Below are 17,912 nucleotides of genomic sequence, written 5' to 3' on the forward strand. Positions count from 1 at the left end.
TCCACCCGTCAAGCGTCTAAGGTGTCCTTGATCAGTAAAACGATTACCTGAGGTGAGGATGTTGTCAGAGTTGTCATCCCCGATGCATAGGCTCGAGTTCGCGAGTCCGGCCGCTGAATGGGTCGAGGCGCTGCCCATCGGCAACGGTCGTCTGGGCGCCATGGTCTACGGCCGTGAGGAGCGTGAGCTGATCTGGCTCAGTGAGGGCTCCGTCTGGTCCGGACCGGGGCACCGCGCCGACCCGCACCCCGTCAGCGCCGAAACAGCCCGAGCAGCGATCTCGACGTCTCGGGCGGCCATCGCCGCAGGCGACTACCTGTCGGCAGAGGACTCTCTGCGCCTGCTGCAGCACTCGTACCCGCAGTCGTTCCAGCCGCTGGCCCGGTTGCGCCGGACGATCGGGGCTCCCGCACCCGACCCGTCGCCCCAGGACGACGTCATCCCCGAACATGATCGTCCGCTCGCGGTCGACGACGTCATCCACCGCTCTGCGGACTACGCGCGGGGCCTGGACCTTCGGGCGGCGGTCGCGTGGAGTCACAGCTCACGCATGGACCAGCGGGCGTTCGTGAGCGATCCGCATCAGGTCCTCGTCGTCGAGGTCTCCGCGGCGCAGCATCCGGTGTCCTTCGTGCTCGACTCCCCCCTGCGCCTCGAGCAGGCCGGAACCGCCGACTCGGAGGCGTGGGCGGTTCTCCGCGCGCCCGATGACGTCGTGCCCGCCTACCAGCGCGTAGCCGATCCCGTCCGGTGGGCCGAGGAGCCTCGAGGAGTGCAGGCCGCCGTCGTGCTCCGCGCCGTCGGCGGGTCCGTGCGAACCCGTTCCACGCCCGAGGGTCTCGTCGTCGACGTCGACGGCGACACGGTGCTGATCGTCGCGGTGCAGACCACCTTCACGCGACTGGGTCACGACCCGGAACCGGATGCCGCTGATGCCGTCGCCCGCGCCAGGAGACTGTGCCTGGGGGCCGCCGGCATCGGCATCGACCGACTGCACGACGAGCATGCCGCCGCGCACGCCGAGCTCTACGACCGCGCCGAGTTGCGCCTCGGGTCGCCCGACGTGACCGGGGATCGCGACACGATCACAACCGACACGGACGCGCTCGTCGACGCCGCTGCCGCCGGCTTCGCCGCTGCGCCGGAGCTGGTCGCCCTCCTGTTCAACTACGGTCGCTATCTGCTGATCTCGAGCTCACGGCCGGGCGGAACCCCTGCCAATCTGCAAGGCCTGTGGAACCAGCAGATGCAACCGCCGTGGAGCTCGGACTTCACGATGAACATCAACCTTGAGATGAACTACTGGCTGGCGGAGACCACGGGCCTCGCGGAATGCGCCGAGCCCCTGTTCGATCTCGTCTCCGCCCTGTCCGAACGGGGACGCGAGCCGGCCGATCGCATCTACGGGTCGTCGGGCTGGGTGGCGCATCATGCCAGTGACATCTGGGCCTTCGCGGATCCGATGGGCGATGGGACCCACGATCCGGCCTGGGCGTTCTGGCCCTTCGCCGGCGTCTGGTTGAGTTCCCACCTGATCGACCGGATCACCTTCGCCCGCGACGAAGCCGCCGCGCGCCGTTTCTGGCCTGTGCTGACCGGCGCGGCGAGGTTCGTCCTCGATTGGCTCGAGCCGCGCGACGACGGTTCGCTCGGCACCTCGCCGTCCACGTCGCCGGAGAACAGGTTCGTGGCACCGGACGGATCGATCTCGTCCGTGGCCGCCGACTCCACGATGGACCTCGAACTCTCCCGCCATCTGCTGCGTTCGCTGCTGCGGGTCGCGGACGACTACGGACTGCGTGCGGAGTCCCCCGACCTGTGCGCGGAAGCAGAAGCCGCATTGCCCCTGATCCCCGAGATCGGCGTCGATGACGACGGGCTGCTGCGCGAATGGGCCGACGTCGACCGCATGCACGATCCGCGTCATCGCCACATCGCGCACCTGGTCAGCGTGCATCCGACCGATGCTCCGCCATCGCCGCGCACCGCGGAAGCCGCGAGCCGAAGCCTGGACGCCCGCGGAGACGAGGGCACCGGCTGGTCGCTCGCCTGGAAGATCGCGATGCGGGCACGGCTGCACGAGCCGGAGGCCGTGGCCCGCCTGCTCGACCTGTTCGTCCGCCGCAACATCGAGATCGAACCCGGTCCCGGCGGCGGACGCTGGCGGGGCGGCCTGTACCGCAACCTGTTCTCGGCGCACCCGCCGTTCCAGATCGACGGCAACCTCGGCATCGTGGCGTCGGTCGTCGAATGCCTCGTCCAGTCCCACGCCGGCCGCATCGAGCTGCTTCCCGCGCTGCCCCCAGGACTTGCGGACGGCGAGGTCCGGGGTCTGCGCGCACGCGGCGGACTCATCGTGGACCTGCGATGGAGCGCTGGAGCGCTGACGGAGGCCACGATCACGCCGTTGCCGGGGAGCGCCGAGACCGTCCGGGTGGTGCACGGTGCCCGCGAGCGGGTCGTCCCCCTCGAGCCGGGGCGCCCCGTGCGCCTCACCATCGCCGATTTCTCTCAGGAGCACGCATCATGATCGCCGCGCAGCAAGGAACCCTCCGCCCACTGGACGGATTCCTGGTCCTCGATTTCAGCCAGTTCCTCGCCGGCCCCGTGGCGGCTCTTCGCCTCGCCGACCTCGGCGCACGCGTGATCAAGATCGAGCGTCCGGTGATCGGGGACATCGGTCGGGGACTGGCTTTCGCCGGGGCGAGGGCCGGTGCGGACACGGTCTCCTTCCACGCCATGAACCGCGGCAAGCAGAGCGTGGCGGCCGACCTCAAGAACCCGGACGATCTCGCTTTCGTGCGTCGACTCGTCGAGCAGGCGGACGTGGTCGTGGAGAACTTCCGCCCCGGTGTGATGAAGCGGCTCGGGCTGGACTACGACACGATCCGCGCGGAGAACCCCGGCGTGGTCTACGGGTCGATCACCGGGTACGGCGACGACGGGCCATGGCGCGACCGTCCGGGCCAGGATCTGCTCGCCCAGTCGATCGCCGGCCTGCCGTGGCTGCAGGCGGATCCGGAGCCGCGCCCCGTCGGCATCGCCATCGCCGACCACCTCGCCTCCTGCCACCTCGCCCACGGCATCACGGCCCTGCTGCTGCGGCGGCTGCGCACCGGCGTCGGCGGCCAGGTGCAGACCTCGCTCCTGGAGGCGATGCTCGACCTGCAGTTCGAGATGCTCTCGGTGCGGCTCACGGAGCCGGATGCCGTCGCCACCCGGCGCCCGCGAGGACCGCACAGCGCGCACGCCCATCTCCCGGCGCCGTACGGCGTGTACCCGACCGCGGACGGCTACCTGTCGATCGCCATGAATCCGGTGCCGGAGCTGGGCGCGCTGCTGCAGATCCCCGAACTCGTGGCGCTGACCGATCCGGATTCCTGGTGGGATCAGCGCAGTCGCATCGAGACGCTGATCGCCGACCGCCTCCGAACGGACAGCACGGAGAGCTGGCTCACCGTACTCGATGCCGCAGACATCTGGTGCGCGCCTCTGCACACCGTCGATGAACTGGTCGAGCACGACGGCTTCCGGGCGATCGACATGGTGCAGACGCTCGACCGCGCGGAGAGCGACGGCGCCCGCACCACCGTGACGACGACCCGGCTTCCCTTCCGCGTGGACGGCGAGCGGCTCTGGGGATCCGGGGCGGCTCCCGTGCTCGGCGAGGACACCGAGCGGGTCCGCGACGAACTGGCTCCGGCCAGGGAACCCGTCGGCAGGAGCATCTCGTGACCGTCCGTCTGCGCGGCATCACCTGGGACCACGAGCGCGGCCGGGACAGCATCGTCGCGGCATCCCGCGCCTACGCGGATGCCGGGCACGACGTCGACATCGAATGGGAGGCGCGTTCCCTGCAGGCGTTCGCCGATCAGGATCTGGACGCGTTGACGCGGACGTACGACCTGCTCGTCATCGATCACCCCCATATCCCGCAGGCCGCGCACGCGGGGCTGCTCGCTCCGCTCCCTGAGGGGGAAGCACGAGGCGTCTTCGTGGGGCGCTCCGATCAGAGCTACCGCTGGCAGGGCGCGCGGTACGGCCTCGCCATCGATGCCGCAGCGCAGGTCGCCGCCTACCGGCCCGATCTGCTTCCCGAGCCACCCCGCACGTGGCCGGACGTCCTGGACCTGGCACGCGACGGCCGCGTCCTCTGGCCGGCCAAGCCGATCGACGCCTTCGCGTCGGTCTTCACGCTGTCTTCGGCCCTGCAGGGCGCGGATGCCGGTCGGGACGGGTTCGCCGAACCGGATGCCTTCGCGCAGGCATGGGATCTCCTCGGCCGGCTGCGCGACCTCGTCCCCGCCGACTGTCTTCACGAGAACCCGATCCAGACCGCGGACCGCCTTGCGGCCTCGACCCGCTGGGCTTACGCTCCGCTGCTTTACGGATACAGCAATTACGCGAGAGCAGGCTTCCGCGACAACGTCCTGCGCTGGACGGACATCCCCGAGATCGACGACCGGCCGCAGGGCTCGATGCTCGGCGGTGCCGGCCTGGCCGTCTCCGCTCGTACCGCGCACCGCGATGAGGCGATCGCCTTCGCCACCTGGGTCGCCACAGGCGAGGTCCAACGCGGCGTGTACGCGCAGGCCGGGGGACAGCCAGGACATGCGTCCGCCTGGACGGACGCCGCGCTCGATGAGCTGACCGGAGGGTTCTTCGCCGACACGCGCCGCACCCTGGAGCTGGCGAGCCTGCGCCCGCAGCATCCGGACTACATGGCGGTGCAGGATGCCGCATGCGAACGGGTGCATCGAGGACTGCTGAACCGCGAGCACGCATCCGCGGTGCTCGCCGATCTGGATCCGCTGTTCGCGTCGTTGGGAGCCGTGCATGCTCGTCGTTGATCGATATCTGGAGGACTACGCCTCCGGCGAAGTGCGACGCACTCTCGGGCGCACCATCACCGAGACCGATGTCGTGCTGCACGCCGGGCAGACCGGGGACTTCTTCCCGCATCACATGGATGAGAACTGGTGCGTCAACGAGGCGGGGCTGGGCGGACGCATCGCGCACGGCACTCTGATCATCGCGATCGCGGTCGGCATGACCGCGGGCGACGTCAATCCGCAGGCGATGAGCTACGGCTACGACCGGATCCGGTTCGTCAAACCGGTCTTCCTCGGCGACACCATTACCGTGGAGGCGGAGGTCATCGCGATCGCCGACCACCCTCGCCGCCCCGAACTCGGCCGGGTGGACGAGCAGGTGAGGGTCACCAACCAGCACGGCGACGTCGTCCTGTCGCTCGTGCATCTGTACGTCGTGAACAAGCGAGGTGACCGGGAGTGATCGACACGCATCTGCATGTCTGGGCGCGTGCGCGTTCGCCGTATCACTGGCTCGATGACGCGCCGGAGCCGCTGCGCGCCGATCATTCCTTGGAGCAGGGCCTCTCCGCGGTGTCCGCGCACGGCTTCGATCGTGCCGTACTCGTGCAGGCCGATGAGACGCTCGAAGAGACGACGTACCTGCTCGAGCTGGCCGCTTCCGACCCGCGTGTGGTCGGCGCCGTGTGCTATCTCCCACTGGAGGCGCCGATGATCGTCGCGGAACATCTTCCGCGACTGGTGGCGGATCCGTGGTTCGTCGGCGTGCGCAATCTCACCCACGATCGACCGAACCCCGGTTGGATCCTCGGTGAGGATCAGCGCCGCAGCCTGGACCGTCTCGAGGCCGCAGGCGTCCCGCTCGACTACATCGCCGTGTCGCCGGAGCACCTTCGGAATCTGTGCTCGCTCGCCCGTCGGCACCCCGGCCTGACGATCGTGCTCGACCACCTGGGCAAGCCGCCGGTCGGACGCCCGGAATACGACCGCTGGGTCGATCAGCTCGCCGAGACCGCCTCCCTGCCGAACGTGATCGCGAAGATCTCCGGGATCTACCCGGCCGCTGCGGCCGAGCGAGTCGCCTCCATCACCGATGAGCAGATGGCGGCGATCCTCACCACCGCGCTCGCGTCGTTCGGATCGGATCGGCTCATGCTCGGCAGCGACTGGCCCATGGGCACCGTCGCCGGCGGAACGGATGCCGCGCTGAGCGTGCTCCTGGCCGCCGTCGACGCGCTCGCCCCCGATCAGGCGGACGCTCTCCGACAACGGACGGCCACCCGCGTCTACGGATTGAAGGCATGACCCTCGCGGAGTTCGCGCCCGACCCCGCCTATGCGGCCGGGCCGCCGAGCGATCCGCTGCCGATCATCCTGATCGGTGCGGGTGGGATCGCCCGCGATGCGCACCTGCCGGCCTACCGCAAGGCTGGTCTGCCGGTCGCGGCGGTCGTCGACCTCGACGCCGCCCGCGCCATCGACCTGGCCAGAGCGTTCGGCGTGCCGACCACCTTCACAGATCTCGCGACAGCGACAGCGACCCACGGCACTGCGGCCGTGTACGACGTCGCCGTGATGCCGGACGCGTTCGCGTCGATCCTGGATGCGCTGCCCGACGGCGCCGCCGTGCAGCTGCAGAAGCCCTTGGGGTACACCCTCGCGCAGGCGCGCGACCTGATCGATATCATCCGCCGCAAGGGGCTCACGGCTTCGGTGAACACGCAGCTGCGGTTCGCCCCGCACGTCGCGGCGGCGCGAGCTCTGATCGCCGAGGGGGCGATCGGAGAGCTCGTCGACATCGAGGTCCTCGTCAGGGTCGAGACGCGGTGGGAGCTGTTCCCCAGCGTATTCGGGCTCGATCGCATGGAGATGCCGATGCATTCGGTCCACTACGTGGATCTGGTGCGTTCGTTCGTGGGGGATCCGAGCGGAGTCAGCGCCGTCACGGTGGCGCACCCCGGCTCGCGGCTCGCCAGCACGCGAACCGGCTATCTGCTCCACTACGCCGATCGTCCGTTGCGCGTCACGATCAGCACGAATCACGATCACACATTCGGCCCGGCGCATCAGGAGTCCGCCATCCTCTGGCACGGCACGACCGGAGCCATCCGCGCCCAGCTGGGGCTGCTGCTCGACTATCCGCGTGGCGGTGAAGACAGACTCGAGCGCAGCACCGACGACGGCTGGCGGGACGTCGCCGTCGACGGAACATGGTTCCCGGATGCCTTCATCGGAACCATGAGCGCCCTTCAGCGGTACGTCACAGGCGAATCGAACTCGCTGCCCACCTCAGCGGATGACGTGCTGCGCACGATGGCCGTGCTGGAGGCGGCGCACGAGGCGAATCGAACCGGCGGCCACCCGATCCCGGATTCCTGACGCCCGTCGTCCGGGGTCACGCCGTCGGCGGCGCCGTCGACGCGCGCAGCACCAGTTCCGGTGCGGGATCGTCGACGATTCCGCTGGTCGGCCGTGAGGGGCCCGCGGTCTTCTCGAGCCCGGCGAGCAGAAGGTCCACCGCGGCGGCTCCGAGGTTCGCCATGGGCAGCCGGACGGTGGTCAATGCCGGTGCACACGTGATGGCCGGCCAGATGTCGTGAATCGCCACGACGGACAGGTCCTCCGGCACGCGGATGCCCATCTGAGCGGCCTCCGTCAGCACGCCGATCCCGGCGTTCACGTTGCCGACGACGACGGCCGTCGGCGCCGGCTGGCGGCCCAGCAGCAGCCGTGCGGCATCCCGAGCCGATCGGTAGGTGTAGCCCAAGGCGGTGGTGTGCTCGGGCGGCAGGGTCAAGCCGGCAGCGGCGAGCGCCTGCTCGACACCGGCACGTCGTCGGTCACTCGTGTCGGACGTCGGAACGCCGCCGACGTACCCGATCCGCGTGTGCCCGAGTTCGATCAGGTGCCGTGTGGCGAGGCCGCCGGCGGCGACGTCGTCGATGGCGAGAGTCGTCACGCCGTCGACAGGGCCGGAGTTGATCAGCACGGTCCGCTCGGGATGCGAGAGCGCTCGCGCCACCAGGTCGAGAGGCGCTTCATCGCCCTTCTGCAGCAGCACCCCGTCCACCAGACGCTCGTTCAGCAGGCGGGCGAACCCGTCGCTGCCCGGTTGCATGCGAGGACTCGATGCCAGCACGACGGAGTAGTCATGATCCAGCGCTCGCGATTCCACCCCGTTCACGAGATCCGTGAAGGTGGCGTTGGTGACGTCGGGGACCACGAAGGCCAGCATGTGCGTGCGCGAGCGACGCAGCGCTCGCCCTGCCGAGTTCGGCGAGTATCTGAGCAATTGCGCGGAATCGAGGATGCGCTGCCGCGTCTCCGGCCGGATCCTGACGGACGGATCGGAATTGAGCACGCGCGAAACCACCGACACCGAGACCCCGGCGTGGCCGGCGACATCCCGCAGAGTAACCATCCTCAGATCGTAACGGTCCAGCGGGGGCTGGCACAAACGATTCACCGCAGACGGACCCTGCGGAAGCTCTGCCATGAGACAGGCGGGCCATTCATCCGTATAACGATTGTTCAGACTGGGCACTTCGACTACGCTCGTCAGACGTGGCCCATGATCTTCGACCCGATATCCGACCCGACGCATGGCGCGGGGCGGTGGGCTGGGAAGAGCGCGACGGTGCGGTGCGCTCCTGGCGGCTGCTCCCTGAGCTCCTGGATCGGGCGTTCGCTCCGGACCTGATCACGAACGCGCGCCAGTCCGTCGGGGTCCGGTTGGACGTCGACACGGATGCCGAGCGCATCGCGCTCGACGGGGATCTCCTGCTCGACATCCCCCGCGACGCGCGCATCGATGTCCTCGTCGACGGCGCATTGCATCGCCGCATCGACCTCGTCGCCGGGACGTTCGCCCTCGATGTCCCCCTCCCGGCGGGGACGCATCGGGTGCAGGCATGGCTGCCGCAGGTCGGCGAGACGTGGATCAGGTCGGTGCAGTTGAGCGGGTCGGTCGTCCCAGCCGCGACCGCACCCACCCGGTGGACCACTTACGGCTCGTCCATCTCGCAGTGCAACGCCGCCGGGGGGCCGAGCGAGACGTGGCCTGCGCTCGTCGCGCGTGCTCTCGACTGGGACCTGACCTGCCTCGGATTCGGCGGGCAGTGCCATCTCGACCCGATCTCGACCCGCACGATCGCAACGGTGCCGGCCGACATCATCAGCCTGTGCCTGGGGATCAACGTGATGGGCAATGCGTCGATGTCGCCGCGCGCTTTCGCCCCCCAGGTCGCGGGGCTGATCGATCAGGTCCGCGCCGCGCACCCGTCGGCGCCGATCGCCGTGATCACTCCGATCGTTGCGCCGGGCCTGGAGAGCACCCCGAACGCCGTCGGCGCCACGCTGCAGGGGATGCGCGAGGCGATCGCCGAGGTCGTCGCTGGCACCGATGACGATCTGCTCCATCTCATCGACGGCCCCCGCATCCTGGGCTTCGAGGAGGCTCATCTGCTGTCGGATGGCGTCCATCCCGATGCCGACGGCTACCGGTTGATGGGCGAGCGCCTGACAGCCGAGCTCCGGCGGCTGCGGGCTTAACGCCCGGAGCTCAGCGACCCGGCCAGCCGCTCGACGCCCAGCCGTGGGCTGGTGAGCACCGGCACGTCGACGGACACGGCCTCGGCCGCCGTCGCCATGGAGGCTTGAGCCAGCACGATCACGTCGGCCTCGGCCGCACCGCGTTCGATCGCCGCGCCGACGAGGCGGTCATGCGTCTCTCGGTCACCGCTCACGATGGCCTCGAAGGCGCCGTCGATCACTTCGCTGCTCAGTTCGGGAGCGGCCCCGGCGAGAGCCGCGCGCTCCTCGATCAGGCCGAGCGTCGGTCGGCAGGTCGTCGGCAGCGTCGCGAGCACGCGGATGCGGCGTCCGGCGGCCACCGCGGCATCCGCCATGGCTTCGTCGACCCGGAGCACCCGGACACCGGCGGCCGCAGCGGCGGGGGCTGCGAGCTCGGAGATCGACGAGCAGGTGAACATCACGGCATCCGCCCCGCCGGCGGCCGCCGCGCGGACGAGATCCTCGATGCGCTCCGGCACGGAGGCCGCCCGCGCCTCGTCGCCGAGGTCGGCCACGATCCGGTCGTCGAGGTAGTTCACAACAGTCGCGTCGGGCAGGAACTCGGCCGCCAGCGCGCCGAAGGGCGCGATGTTGACGGCTCCCGTGTGCAGGAAGGCGATGCGGGGTGCGCTCATGTCTTCAGTCTCCCAAGTCTCAGCCCTTGAGGGCGCCACCGGACATGCCGGCCATGATCTTCTTGTTCAGCGCGAGGAACACGATCAGCAGCACGACGATGTTGATGCTCACCGCGGCGAACAGCGGTCCGTACTGGGTCGATCCGTATTCGTCGCTCAGGCTCAGCAGGCCCACCTGGATCGTCGCCAGTTCGGGACGCGTCGTGAACGTCAGCGCGATGAGCAGGTCGTTCCAGACGCTGAAGAACTGCACGAGGCCCACCGTGAGGATCGCGTTCTTCATCATGGGGATGCCGATGACGAAGAACGACCGCAGCGGGCCGGAGCCGTCCACCGTCGCCGCCTCGAAGATATCGCGCGGGACCGAGCGGAAGTACGTGGCCATCAGGAACGTCGTCAGCGGAAGACCCATCACGGTGTACGTGATGATCAGCGGCAGCAGCGTGTCGGTGATGCCCATGCGGAAGTACACGATGAACAGCGGCACGAGGATCATCTGGCCGGGGACCATGATGCCGGCGAGCACGTACAGCAGGACGCCGCCCCGCCCCTTCCAGATCATGACCTCGAGCGCGTAACCGGCGGCGACGCCGATGAACACGATCAGCAGCACCGACGGGATCGTGACGATGATGCTGTTGAGGTAATTCTGTCCGACGTTGCCGTTGGTGAGCGCCTGGATGTAGTTGTCGAACTGCCAGGTCTCCGGGAGCGACAGTGCGGGGTTGGAGAGGAACTCGGCCTGCGTCTTGAACGAGCCGAGCACCATCCACAGCTGCGGGTACAGCACCACGACCATGAGCAGCGCCACGATGAGCCATACCGGCACGCGCCTGATCAGGCGCATCGCCGTGCGGCGGGTCTGGCTGGGGCGGCGGCGGGTCGGAACGGCGACGGTGGTCGCGGCATCCGTGCGGGTCATCGTCATGTCAGGCCTCCGTCTTGCGTCGAGAGGATCGGAAGATCGCCAGCGTGAAGACCAGGCAGAGCAGGGTCAGCACCATCGCGATCGTCGAGCCGTAGCCGTACTCGGCGTATTCGAAAGCCGTCCGGTACATGTACAGGGTGAGGGGCGCCGTCGAGGTCCCGGGACCTCCTCCGTTCAGGGCGAGCAGGCTGTCGAAGACCTTGAGCGTGGAGTTCAGGCTGAAGATGATCGAGGACATCAGGATCGGAAGCGACAGCGGCACGATGATGTGCCGGACGAGCTTGAGGCCGTTGGCGCCGTCCAGACGCGCGGACTCGATGACCTCCTCGGGGATGTCGAGGAGTCCCGCGTAGAGCAGCACCGCGTAGAAGCCCATGGAGCCCCACAGCGTCATGACGATCGCGGTCGACATGGTGCCGACCGTGGAGGCGAGCACCTCGACGCTCTCTCCGCCGAAGAAGTTGATGATGTCGTTGACCGGGCCCTGGTTGTCGCCCACGGCCACGAAGCTCTTGAAGAGCAGGGCGACGGCGACGGTGGGCAGCACGGTCGGGAAGAACACGATCGTGCGGACGAACGACGAGCCCTTGCGCAGTACGAAGACGTAGAGCAGGGCCAAGCCGTACCCGAGCGCCACCTGCCCGATCGTCGCGACGATCGCGAAGAAGACGCTGACCCACAGGGACTGCAGAGCGGCGCCGTCGGTGAAGAACGTCGCGAAGTTCTGGAGGCCGACCCACTCGAAGCCGCGCAGCGTGTTGCCTTCGAAGAAGGACAGGCCGAACGACCACAGCACCGGCACGATCTTGAGCAGGGTGTACAGCAGGAGTGCCGGGGCCAGCAGGATGAAGATCGTCTTGCGATCTCCGAAGATCGAGTTCATCCTCGAAACTGCTTTCTCTCAGGGAAGGAGCCGGCCTCCCGGAGGCGAGAGTCTCCGGGAGGCCGGCGTCGGGTCAGCTGTTGGCGTCGATGCTCGCCTGGAGCTCTTTCATGTAGTCCTCGGCGGTCATCTGCCCCGTGGTCAGCAGCGTCGCGTTGGTGGAGGCCAGGGAGTTGCTCTTCGGGTCGAACAGCGCCTCGAACCACAGGACGGTCTCGTCGATGGTCTCGATGCGCTCCTGGATCTCGGCGGTGTTCTCGGAGAGATCGGTGACCTCGCCGTTGACTTTGAAGCCGGAGATGACACCGGCATCCTGCAGGGCCTGCTGGCCGTAGTTCTCGGCGATGCAGCTGATCCAGTCCTGGACCTTCGGGCCGAACTGCTTCGCGTTGACGATCATCGGGGCACCCGCGTTCGCCGGGTACTGGTCGATCGATCCTTCGCCGCCCTCGACCGCCGGGAACGGCATGAATCCGACGTTCTCGCCGCCGATCTCGTTGCGCTCCGGGTCGTTGATGGCGCTGAGCAGCCAGGTGCCGTCGTAGGTCATCGCCGCCTTGCCGGTGAGGAACATGTTCGACGACGTGTCGCCGTCACGGGTGGTGAAGCCCTCACCGAAGTATCCCGCATCCGCGTAGTCGGCGAGCGCCTGCGCGCCGGCGACGTACTCCGGATCGGTCAGCTTCGCCGAGCCGTCCTGGATCGCGGTCATGGCCTCCGGGCCCGCGTTGCGGTAGATGTACAGACCCATGATGCGCGTCAGCGGCCAGCCGTTCGCGCCGGCCTCGGTCATCGGGATGACGCCGGCGTCCTGCAGAGTGGCGGATGCCGTGAGCAGGTCGTCCCAGGTCTGCGGCTCTTCGACGCCGTTGTCGGCGAAGATCTGCTTGTTGTAGAAGATGCCCTCGATGTTGTACTGGTACGGCATCGAGACGAAGCCGCCGTACACCTGCTCGACCGTGGATTCGGCAGCGGGGAGCACGTTGTCCCAGGTGCCGGCCTCTTCGAGTGCGGCTTTGAGATCCCCGACGAGACCGGCCTTGCCCAGGTCACCGTCGGGGCGGATGAGCGCGGTTCCGGCGATCGAGTGCGTCGGAAGCGCATCCTGGCTCGCGAGCAGCGTGATCTTCTGCACCGTGTCGGCCTGGGCGACCTTCTGGTGCTCCAGGGGCAGCGCCTCGTTCTCAGCGGTGCAGGCACCCTCGGCGAGGGCGGTGAGCTGCTCTTCGAGAACCGGGTTCTCGTTCGCCGTCATGACGGTGAACGTTTCGGGGTCGGCGCCGGATCCGCCTTCAGATCCGGAACCGCCGGTGCCACCGGCGCACGCGGCGAGCGGAACCACCGCTGCGAGTGCGAGACCGAGTGTCGCGAGCCGGCGACGATTGCTGCGTGAGTCCATGGGGGCGTCCTCCTTGACGGGTGCGAAAGGTACAACCATGACAGTAGGAAAGAATCCGAAGTGTGTCAACAGTCAGGGTTGAAATTCTATTCACTTCATGATCGAATCATGACTACAGTGACGTGAACGCCACCTGGAAGGGGCACCAATGACCGCGACGACTCCGCTGCGAGAACACGCTCGTCTGCGTCCGCTCGACGCCACCCGAGCACGCTGGACCAGCGGCTTCTGGGGCGAGGTGCACGACCGCACCCGGGATGTGACCATCCCCCAGATCTGGTCGTCACTGAGCGATCCGAGCGTGAGCCCCGGACTGACGAACTTCCGCATCGCGGCCGGTCTGGAGGAGGGCGAGCACTCCGGCCCTCCCTTCATGGACGGCGACTTCTACAAGTGGCTGGAGGCCGCGATCGCGCGGCTCGAGACCGATCCGGATGCCGAGCTCGCCGCCCGCATCGAGGAGATCGCGTCGCTCATCGCCTCCGTGCAGCGCGAGGACGGCTACCTGCACACCCCCACGGTCATCTCGAGCCGCAACCGGCAGGAGGCGATCGAACTCGCCGACCGGTTCAACTTCGAGACCTACAATCTCGGCCACCTCATCACCGCCGGCGTCCGGCACTACGAGGTGACCGGATCGACGACTCTGCTGGATGCCGCGCGCAAGGCGGCATCCTTCCTGGAGGATCTCGCCACGAACAAGCCGGTCGAACTCGCTCGGAGCGCGATCTGCCCGTCCCACTACATGGCCGTCATCGACCTGTACCGGGCGACCGGAGAGGAGCGCTATCTGCGCCTGTCCGAGGCCTTCGTGCGAGTCCGCGACGACTTCGAGGGCGGCGACGACAACCAGGACCGCCTCCCGGTCCGCGAGCAGACCGTGGTCGCAGGCCATGCCGTCCGAGCGAACTATCTCTACGCCGGCCTGGCCGACCTCGTGGCCGAGACGGGCGATGCCGAGCTGCAGGCGGTGCTCGGCCGACTGTGGCGCGACGTTGTGGACACCAAGCTGTACATCACCGGCGGCGCCGGTGCGCTGTACGACGGCGCCTCGCCGGACGGCTCGCCCTGGCAGAACCAGATCAGTCGCGTGCACCAGGCCTACGGGCGGGCGTACCAGCTGCCGCACACGACGGCCCACAACGAGTCGTGCGCCAACATCGGCCTCATCTTCTGGGCGGAGCGGATGCTGTCGCTCACCGGCGAGGCGCAGTACGCGGACGTCATCGAGCAGGTCGCGTTCAACAGCCTGCTCTCCAGCATCAGCCTGGCCGGGTCGGAGTACTTCTACACCAACCCGCTGCGCCAGGTACGGGATCTGCCGTTCCCGCTGCGCCGACCGGGAGATACCGCGCTGCACCCGACACCACCGCCGCCGCCGTCGGACGAGCGGCTGCGGGAGTCGTACCTCAGTTGTTTCTGCTGCCCGCCGAACATCGCACGGACTCTCGCACGATTCCACGAACGCGCGGCTTCGGTCGGCGAAGACGGCGTCTTCGTGCACCTGTACGGCGGCAGCACGCTCGACGTCACGACCGACGCCGGTCGGCTCGCCCTCCGCGAGGACGGCGGCTACCCCTGGGGCGAGACCATCCGGTTCACCGTGACCGGAGCAGAAGGGCGCGTCCCCCTGCACCTGCGCATCCCCGGCTGGTCGACGGATGCCGTGCTCACCGTCAACGGCGACGCCGTCGCCGTCACGGCACCATCGTCCTACACGCGCATCGAACGCGACTGGTCCGTCGGAGACGTCGTGGAGCTGACGCTCCCGATGCCCGTGCGCGTGCTGCGCGGTCACCGCCTCGCCGAAGAGACGACCAATCAGGTGGCAGTGCGCCGCGGACCCGTCGTGTACTGCCTGGAGAGCGCTGATCTGCCGGACGGCGTCGTACTCGAGCAGGCGGCTCTCCGTCGCGGTGCCGGGTTCACGCCGATCGAAGCGGAGATCGCCGGGCACGCCGTCGTCGCGCTCGAGACCGAGATCGCCGTGCTCCCGACCACCGACGACGACGCGCTGTACGCGGACCTCGCCGATGTCGAGCCCTCGTCGGCCGTCGTCCGACTCGTGCCCTACTACGCGTGGGGCAACCGCGGCGCCGGCGAGATGTCGGTATGGCTTCCCCTGGTCTGGTGACGCGCATGGAACCACAGCACGTCATCGCGACCTACATCATCGAGACCTCGCTGCCGCTGCAGCACGCCGCCGAGGTTCTCGCCGGCGAGCAGTCGACGGGCACATTCGTCCGTGTGGAACGCGAATCCGACGATCTGCGCGCGCGCTTCGCCGCACAGGTGGAGTCGATCACGGAGGTGCCGCTGACCGGGTCGGCGCCCCTGCCAGGGGCCGTCGGCGACCCTGCGCTGCGGCGCAGAGCGGTTCTGCGCCTGCGCTTCCCCCTCGACAACTTCGGTCCATCACTGCCGAACCTCCTCGCCGCCGTCGCCGGGAACCTCTTCGAGATCAAGGAACTCGCTGCCATCCGCCTCGTCGACCTGGACCTGCCTCCCGCCTTCGCGGATCACTACCCGGGTCCCGCGTTCGGCGTCCAGGGGACCCGTCGCCTGATGGGCAGGGCGGAGGGCACCATGATCGGCACGATCGTGAAGCCCAGCATCGGACTCTCCCCCGCCGATCTCGCCGAGGTGGTCGAGCAGCTCGCCGAAGCCGGGATCGACTTCATCAAGGACGACGAGCTGCAGGGCAACGGGCCGTCCGCACCCCTGGCCGAGCGCGTGCGCGCCGTCATGCCCGTCCTCGAGAGGTACGCGGACCGCACCGGCCGCAAGCCGATGTACGCCTTCAACATCACCGACGACATCGGCCGACTCGAGGCGAACCACGACCTGGTCGTGGCGGCCGGGGGCACCGCCGTCATGGCGTGCGTCAATCTCCTCGGCATCCCCGGGCTCGAGTTCCTGCGTCACCACAGCGAGGTCCCGATCCACGGGCACCGCGCGATGTTCGGTGCGTTCGGACGCTCGGATCAGGTGGGGATAGGATTCCGGGCGTGGCAGAAGCTGGCCCGCCTCGCCGGAGCCGACCACCTGCACACGAACGGCATCAGCAACAAGTTCTACGAGACGGACGACCAGGTGCTCGATTCCATCGCGGCGGTGCGCGAGCCCTTGCTGGGTCTCACGCCGACGGTGCCGGTGCTGTCCTCCGGCCAGTGGGCCGGTCTCGCGCACGCCACTTACGCCGCCGTGGGAACCACCGATCTGCTGGTGCTCGCCGGCGGCGGCATCCACGGTCATCCCGACGGGGCGGCGGCGGGCGTCGCCAGCATGCGCGACGCGTGGGCATCCGCGGCGCGGGGCGAGAGCGCGGACGATGCGTTCTCGACGTCCGAAGCCATTCGTCGCGCGGCAGAGCAGTTCGGGCCCGTCCGTGTCTGACTCGGAACGGGGAGCCGTCGCGTTCTACGGCGACGACTTCACGGGCAGCGTCGACGCGTTGCTGCAGTTCGCTCGCCGAGGATGGTCAGGACGCCTGTTCACGGCCCTGCCGGATGCCGAAACGCTGCGGCGCGCGGCATCCGAGGTCGATGTCGTCGGCGTCGCGGGGATCTCGCGGTCTCTGGACCCGGTCGCGATGGAGGACGAGCTGCGCCCTGTGCTGGAGGCGTTCGCTGCGACGAGACCGCGACTCGTGCAGTACAAGGCCTGCTCGACGGCGGACTCCGCGCCGGACGTCGGCAGCCTGGGCCGTGTGCTGGAGTTGGGCCGCGAGGTCTTCGGAGAGCGCGTCGTGCCGATGCTGTTCGCTCAGCCGGATTTCGGTCGCTATACCGTCTTCGGTCAGCACTTCGCCGCGGAGCGCGGCACGATCCACCGGTTGGATCGTCAGCCGACGATGTCGCAGCATCCCTCGACGCCGATGACGGAAGCCGACTTGTCCGTGCACATCGGACGCCAGACGGATGCCACGATCGGCGCGGTCTCCCTGCCGGAATACGGGCAGCTGCCGGAGCGTCTGCAGGATGCCACCGAGGCGGCCGTCGTGCTGGATGCGCTCACGGATGATGACCTGGAGACCGTCGGCCACGCACTGGAGCGTCTGGCGGCACCGGTGTTCGCGATCGGGTCCGGTGGACTCTCGCACGGCATCGCGGCGGCGAGCCCGGGTGATGCCCCGACGATCCCGACATCGACGGCGACCGGAGGCCCGGTGCTCGTCGTCTCCGGCAGTCGTTCTGCGCAGACCAGGCGGCAGGCGGATGCCGCGGCGGACGCCGGTTGGCTCGTCACGCCTCTCCCGTTGGACGGGGCATCGGCGACGCCTGCCGTACTCGACGCCCTGCGCGCGGGACGCGGAGTCGTTCTGACGTCCGACGACGCCGACATCGATTCGCTCGCCGGCAGCGCGGTGCTGGAGTCGATCGCGGATGCTGCGGCATCCGTCATCTCCGCGACCGTGCGGTCCGGCGCGACCGGGCGCGTGATCGTGTGCGGGGGCGACACATCGAGCCGGGTGACCAGGCTGCTCGGGGTCGAGGCCCTGTCGATCGCCGCGAATCCGTGGGGGAACGTCGTGATCCTGCGCGCGCACAGCTCGGACTCCGCGGTCGACGGTCTCGAATTGCTGCTCAAGGGCGGCCAGGTCGGCGCGGACAGCCTCTTCACCGACGTCGCCGCCCTCGGGAACCCCTGAGCGGGCTCCTCCG

At 68.7% G+C, this 17,912-nt stretch carries 15 protein-coding genes; 10 read left to right on the forward strand and 5 right to left on the reverse strand.

Annotation, left to right across the window (positions count from 1 at the left end; all coding sequences use genetic code 11):
• Positions 1–82 precede the first annotated feature (82 nt).
• Genes ACI7YT_RS15925 through ACI7YT_RS15950 form a run of 6 tightly spaced genes read left to right on the forward strand, consistent with a single transcriptional unit; the run spans position 83 to position 7,210 of the window.
• Positions 83–2,530, forward strand: a complete 2,448-nt coding sequence (locus ACI7YT_RS15925) for a glycosyl hydrolase family 95 catalytic domain-containing protein (protein ID WP_406246837.1) — start codon at positions 83–85, stop codon at positions 2,528–2,530.
• Positions 2,527–3,735 (forward strand): CaiB/BaiF CoA transferase family protein, encoded by a 1,209-nt coding sequence (locus ACI7YT_RS15930; RefSeq protein WP_406246838.1) that lies wholly within the window; start codon positions 2,527–2,529, stop codon positions 3,733–3,735. Before ACI7YT_RS15925 ends, ACI7YT_RS15930 begins: the two co-directional genes overlap by 4 nt.
• The gene (locus ACI7YT_RS15935) at positions 3,732–4,850 is read left to right on the forward strand and encodes an extracellular solute-binding protein (RefSeq protein WP_406246840.1); all 1,119 of its coding nucleotides are present in this window, start codon (positions 3,732–3,734) and stop codon (positions 4,848–4,850) included. The genes ACI7YT_RS15930 and ACI7YT_RS15935 overlap by 4 nt, the downstream gene beginning before the upstream one ends.
• Positions 4,837–5,295, forward strand: a complete 459-nt coding sequence (locus ACI7YT_RS15940; RefSeq protein WP_406246842.1) for a MaoC family dehydratase — start codon at positions 4,837–4,839, stop codon at positions 5,293–5,295. The genes ACI7YT_RS15935 and ACI7YT_RS15940 overlap by 14 nt, the downstream gene beginning before the upstream one ends.
• Positions 5,292–6,137 carry an amidohydrolase family protein gene (locus tag ACI7YT_RS15945; protein ID WP_406246844.1) on the forward strand — a complete coding sequence of 282 codons (846 nt, stop codon included), beginning with the start codon at positions 5,292–5,294 and terminating at the stop codon, positions 6,135–6,137. Before ACI7YT_RS15940 ends, ACI7YT_RS15945 begins: the two co-directional genes overlap by 4 nt.
• A complete protein-coding gene (locus tag ACI7YT_RS15950; protein ID WP_406246846.1) occupies positions 6,134–7,210 on the forward strand; it encodes a Gfo/Idh/MocA family protein in 1,077 nt (358 codons plus the stop codon). Before ACI7YT_RS15945 ends, ACI7YT_RS15950 begins: the two co-directional genes overlap by 4 nt.
• Positions 7,211–7,226: 16 nt before the next feature.
• On the opposite strand, the gene ACI7YT_RS15955 is transcribed toward ACI7YT_RS15950, so the two are convergent.
• On the reverse strand, positions 7,227–8,252 hold the full coding sequence (locus tag ACI7YT_RS15955) for a LacI family DNA-binding transcriptional regulator (RefSeq protein ID WP_406246848.1): 1,026 nt from the start codon (positions 8,250–8,252) through the stop codon (positions 7,227–7,229).
• Between the two features lie 143 nt (positions 8,253–8,395).
• Between ACI7YT_RS15955 and ACI7YT_RS15960 the strand changes: the two genes are divergently transcribed.
• A complete protein-coding gene (locus ACI7YT_RS15960) occupies positions 8,396–9,382 on the forward strand; it encodes a GDSL-type esterase/lipase family protein (RefSeq protein ID WP_406246850.1) in 987 nt (328 codons plus the stop codon).
• Here the strand turns inward: ACI7YT_RS15960 and ACI7YT_RS15965 are convergent.
• The 4 genes from ACI7YT_RS15965 to ACI7YT_RS15980 form a co-directional block, all read right to left on the reverse strand.
• On the reverse strand, positions 9,379–10,038 hold the full coding sequence (locus tag ACI7YT_RS15965) for an aspartate/glutamate racemase family protein (protein WP_406246852.1): 660 nt from the start codon (positions 10,036–10,038) through the stop codon (positions 9,379–9,381). The two genes, ACI7YT_RS15960 and ACI7YT_RS15965, sit on opposite strands and share 4 nt — an antisense overlap.
• Positions 10,039–10,057: 19 nt before the next feature.
• The gene (locus ACI7YT_RS15970; RefSeq protein ID WP_406246854.1) at positions 10,058–10,966 is read right to left on the reverse strand and encodes a carbohydrate ABC transporter permease; all 909 of its coding nucleotides are present in this window, start codon (positions 10,964–10,966) and stop codon (positions 10,058–10,060) included.
• 1 nt (position 10,967) lies between these two features.
• Positions 10,968–11,849, reverse strand: coding sequence for a carbohydrate ABC transporter permease (locus ACI7YT_RS15975; RefSeq protein WP_406246856.1), 882 nt, complete (start codon positions 11,847–11,849; stop codon positions 10,968–10,970).
• 73 nt (positions 11,850–11,922) lie between these two features.
• Positions 11,923–13,248, reverse strand: a complete 1,326-nt coding sequence (locus ACI7YT_RS15980; RefSeq protein ID WP_406246858.1) for an ABC transporter substrate-binding protein — start codon at positions 13,246–13,248, stop codon at positions 11,923–11,925.
• Between the two features lie 148 nt (positions 13,249–13,396).
• On the opposite strand from ACI7YT_RS15980, the gene ACI7YT_RS15985 reads away from it, so the two are divergent.
• The 3 genes from ACI7YT_RS15985 to ACI7YT_RS15995 are packed head-to-tail and all read left to right on the forward strand — an operon-like array spanning position 13,397 to position 17,899.
• Positions 13,397–15,382, forward strand: coding sequence for a glycoside hydrolase family 127 protein (locus tag ACI7YT_RS15985; RefSeq protein WP_406246860.1), 1,986 nt, complete (start codon positions 13,397–13,399; stop codon positions 15,380–15,382).
• 5 nt (positions 15,383–15,387) lie between these two features.
• Complete coding sequence (locus ACI7YT_RS15990) at positions 15,388–16,644, forward strand: RuBisCO large subunit C-terminal-like domain-containing protein (protein WP_406246862.1); 1,257 nt, start codon at positions 15,388–15,390, stop codon at positions 16,642–16,644.
• Positions 16,637–17,899 carry a four-carbon acid sugar kinase family protein gene (locus ACI7YT_RS15995; RefSeq protein WP_406246863.1) on the forward strand — a complete coding sequence of 421 codons (1,263 nt, stop codon included), beginning with the start codon at positions 16,637–16,639 and terminating at the stop codon, positions 17,897–17,899. The genes ACI7YT_RS15990 and ACI7YT_RS15995 overlap by 8 nt, the downstream gene beginning before the upstream one ends.
• Positions 17,900–17,912 lie beyond the last annotated feature (13 nt).

Source organism: Microbacterium sp. M, from assembly GCF_045181065.1.
Lineage (GTDB): Bacteria > Actinomycetota > Actinomycetes > Actinomycetales > Microbacteriaceae > Microbacterium.

What these genes read in the sequence shown, in the direction of transcription:
- ACI7YT_RS15925 (WP_406246837.1), top strand. Translation starts at nt 83, where the DNA reads ATGCATAGGCTCGAGTTCGCGAGTCCGGCCGCTGAATGGGTCGAGGCG.
- ACI7YT_RS15930 (WP_406246838.1), top strand. Translation starts at nt 2,527, where the DNA reads ATGATCGCCGCGCAGCAAGGAACCCTCCGCCCACTGGACGGATTCCTG.
- ACI7YT_RS15940 (WP_406246842.1), top strand. Translation starts at nt 4,837, where the DNA reads ATGCTCGTCGTTGATCGATATCTGGAGGACTACGCCTCCGGCGAAGTG.
- ACI7YT_RS15950 (WP_406246846.1), top strand. Translation starts at nt 6,134, where the DNA reads ATGACCCTCGCGGAGTTCGCGCCCGACCCCGCCTATGCGGCCGGGCCG.
- ACI7YT_RS15955 (WP_406246848.1), bottom strand. Translation starts at nt 8,252, where the DNA reads ATGGTTACTCTGCGGGATGTCGCCGGCCACGCCGGGGTCTCGGTGTCG.
- ACI7YT_RS15965 (WP_406246852.1), bottom strand. Translation starts at nt 10,038, where the DNA reads ATGAGCGCACCCCGCATCGCCTTCCTGCACACGGGAGCCGTCAACATC.
- ACI7YT_RS15970 (WP_406246854.1), bottom strand. Translation starts at nt 10,966, where the DNA reads ATGACGATGACCCGCACGGATGCCGCGACCACCGTCGCCGTTCCGACC.
- ACI7YT_RS15975 (WP_406246856.1), bottom strand. Translation starts at nt 11,849, where the DNA reads ATGAACTCGATCTTCGGAGATCGCAAGACGATCTTCATCCTGCTGGCC.
- ACI7YT_RS15980 (WP_406246858.1), bottom strand. Translation starts at nt 13,248, where the DNA reads ATGGACTCACGCAGCAATCGTCGCCGGCTCGCGACACTCGGTCTCGCA.
- ACI7YT_RS15985 (WP_406246860.1), top strand. Translation starts at nt 13,397, where the DNA reads ATGACCGCGACGACTCCGCTGCGAGAACACGCTCGTCTGCGTCCGCTC.
- ACI7YT_RS15990 (WP_406246862.1), top strand. Translation starts at nt 15,388, where the DNA reads ATGGAACCACAGCACGTCATCGCGACCTACATCATCGAGACCTCGCTG.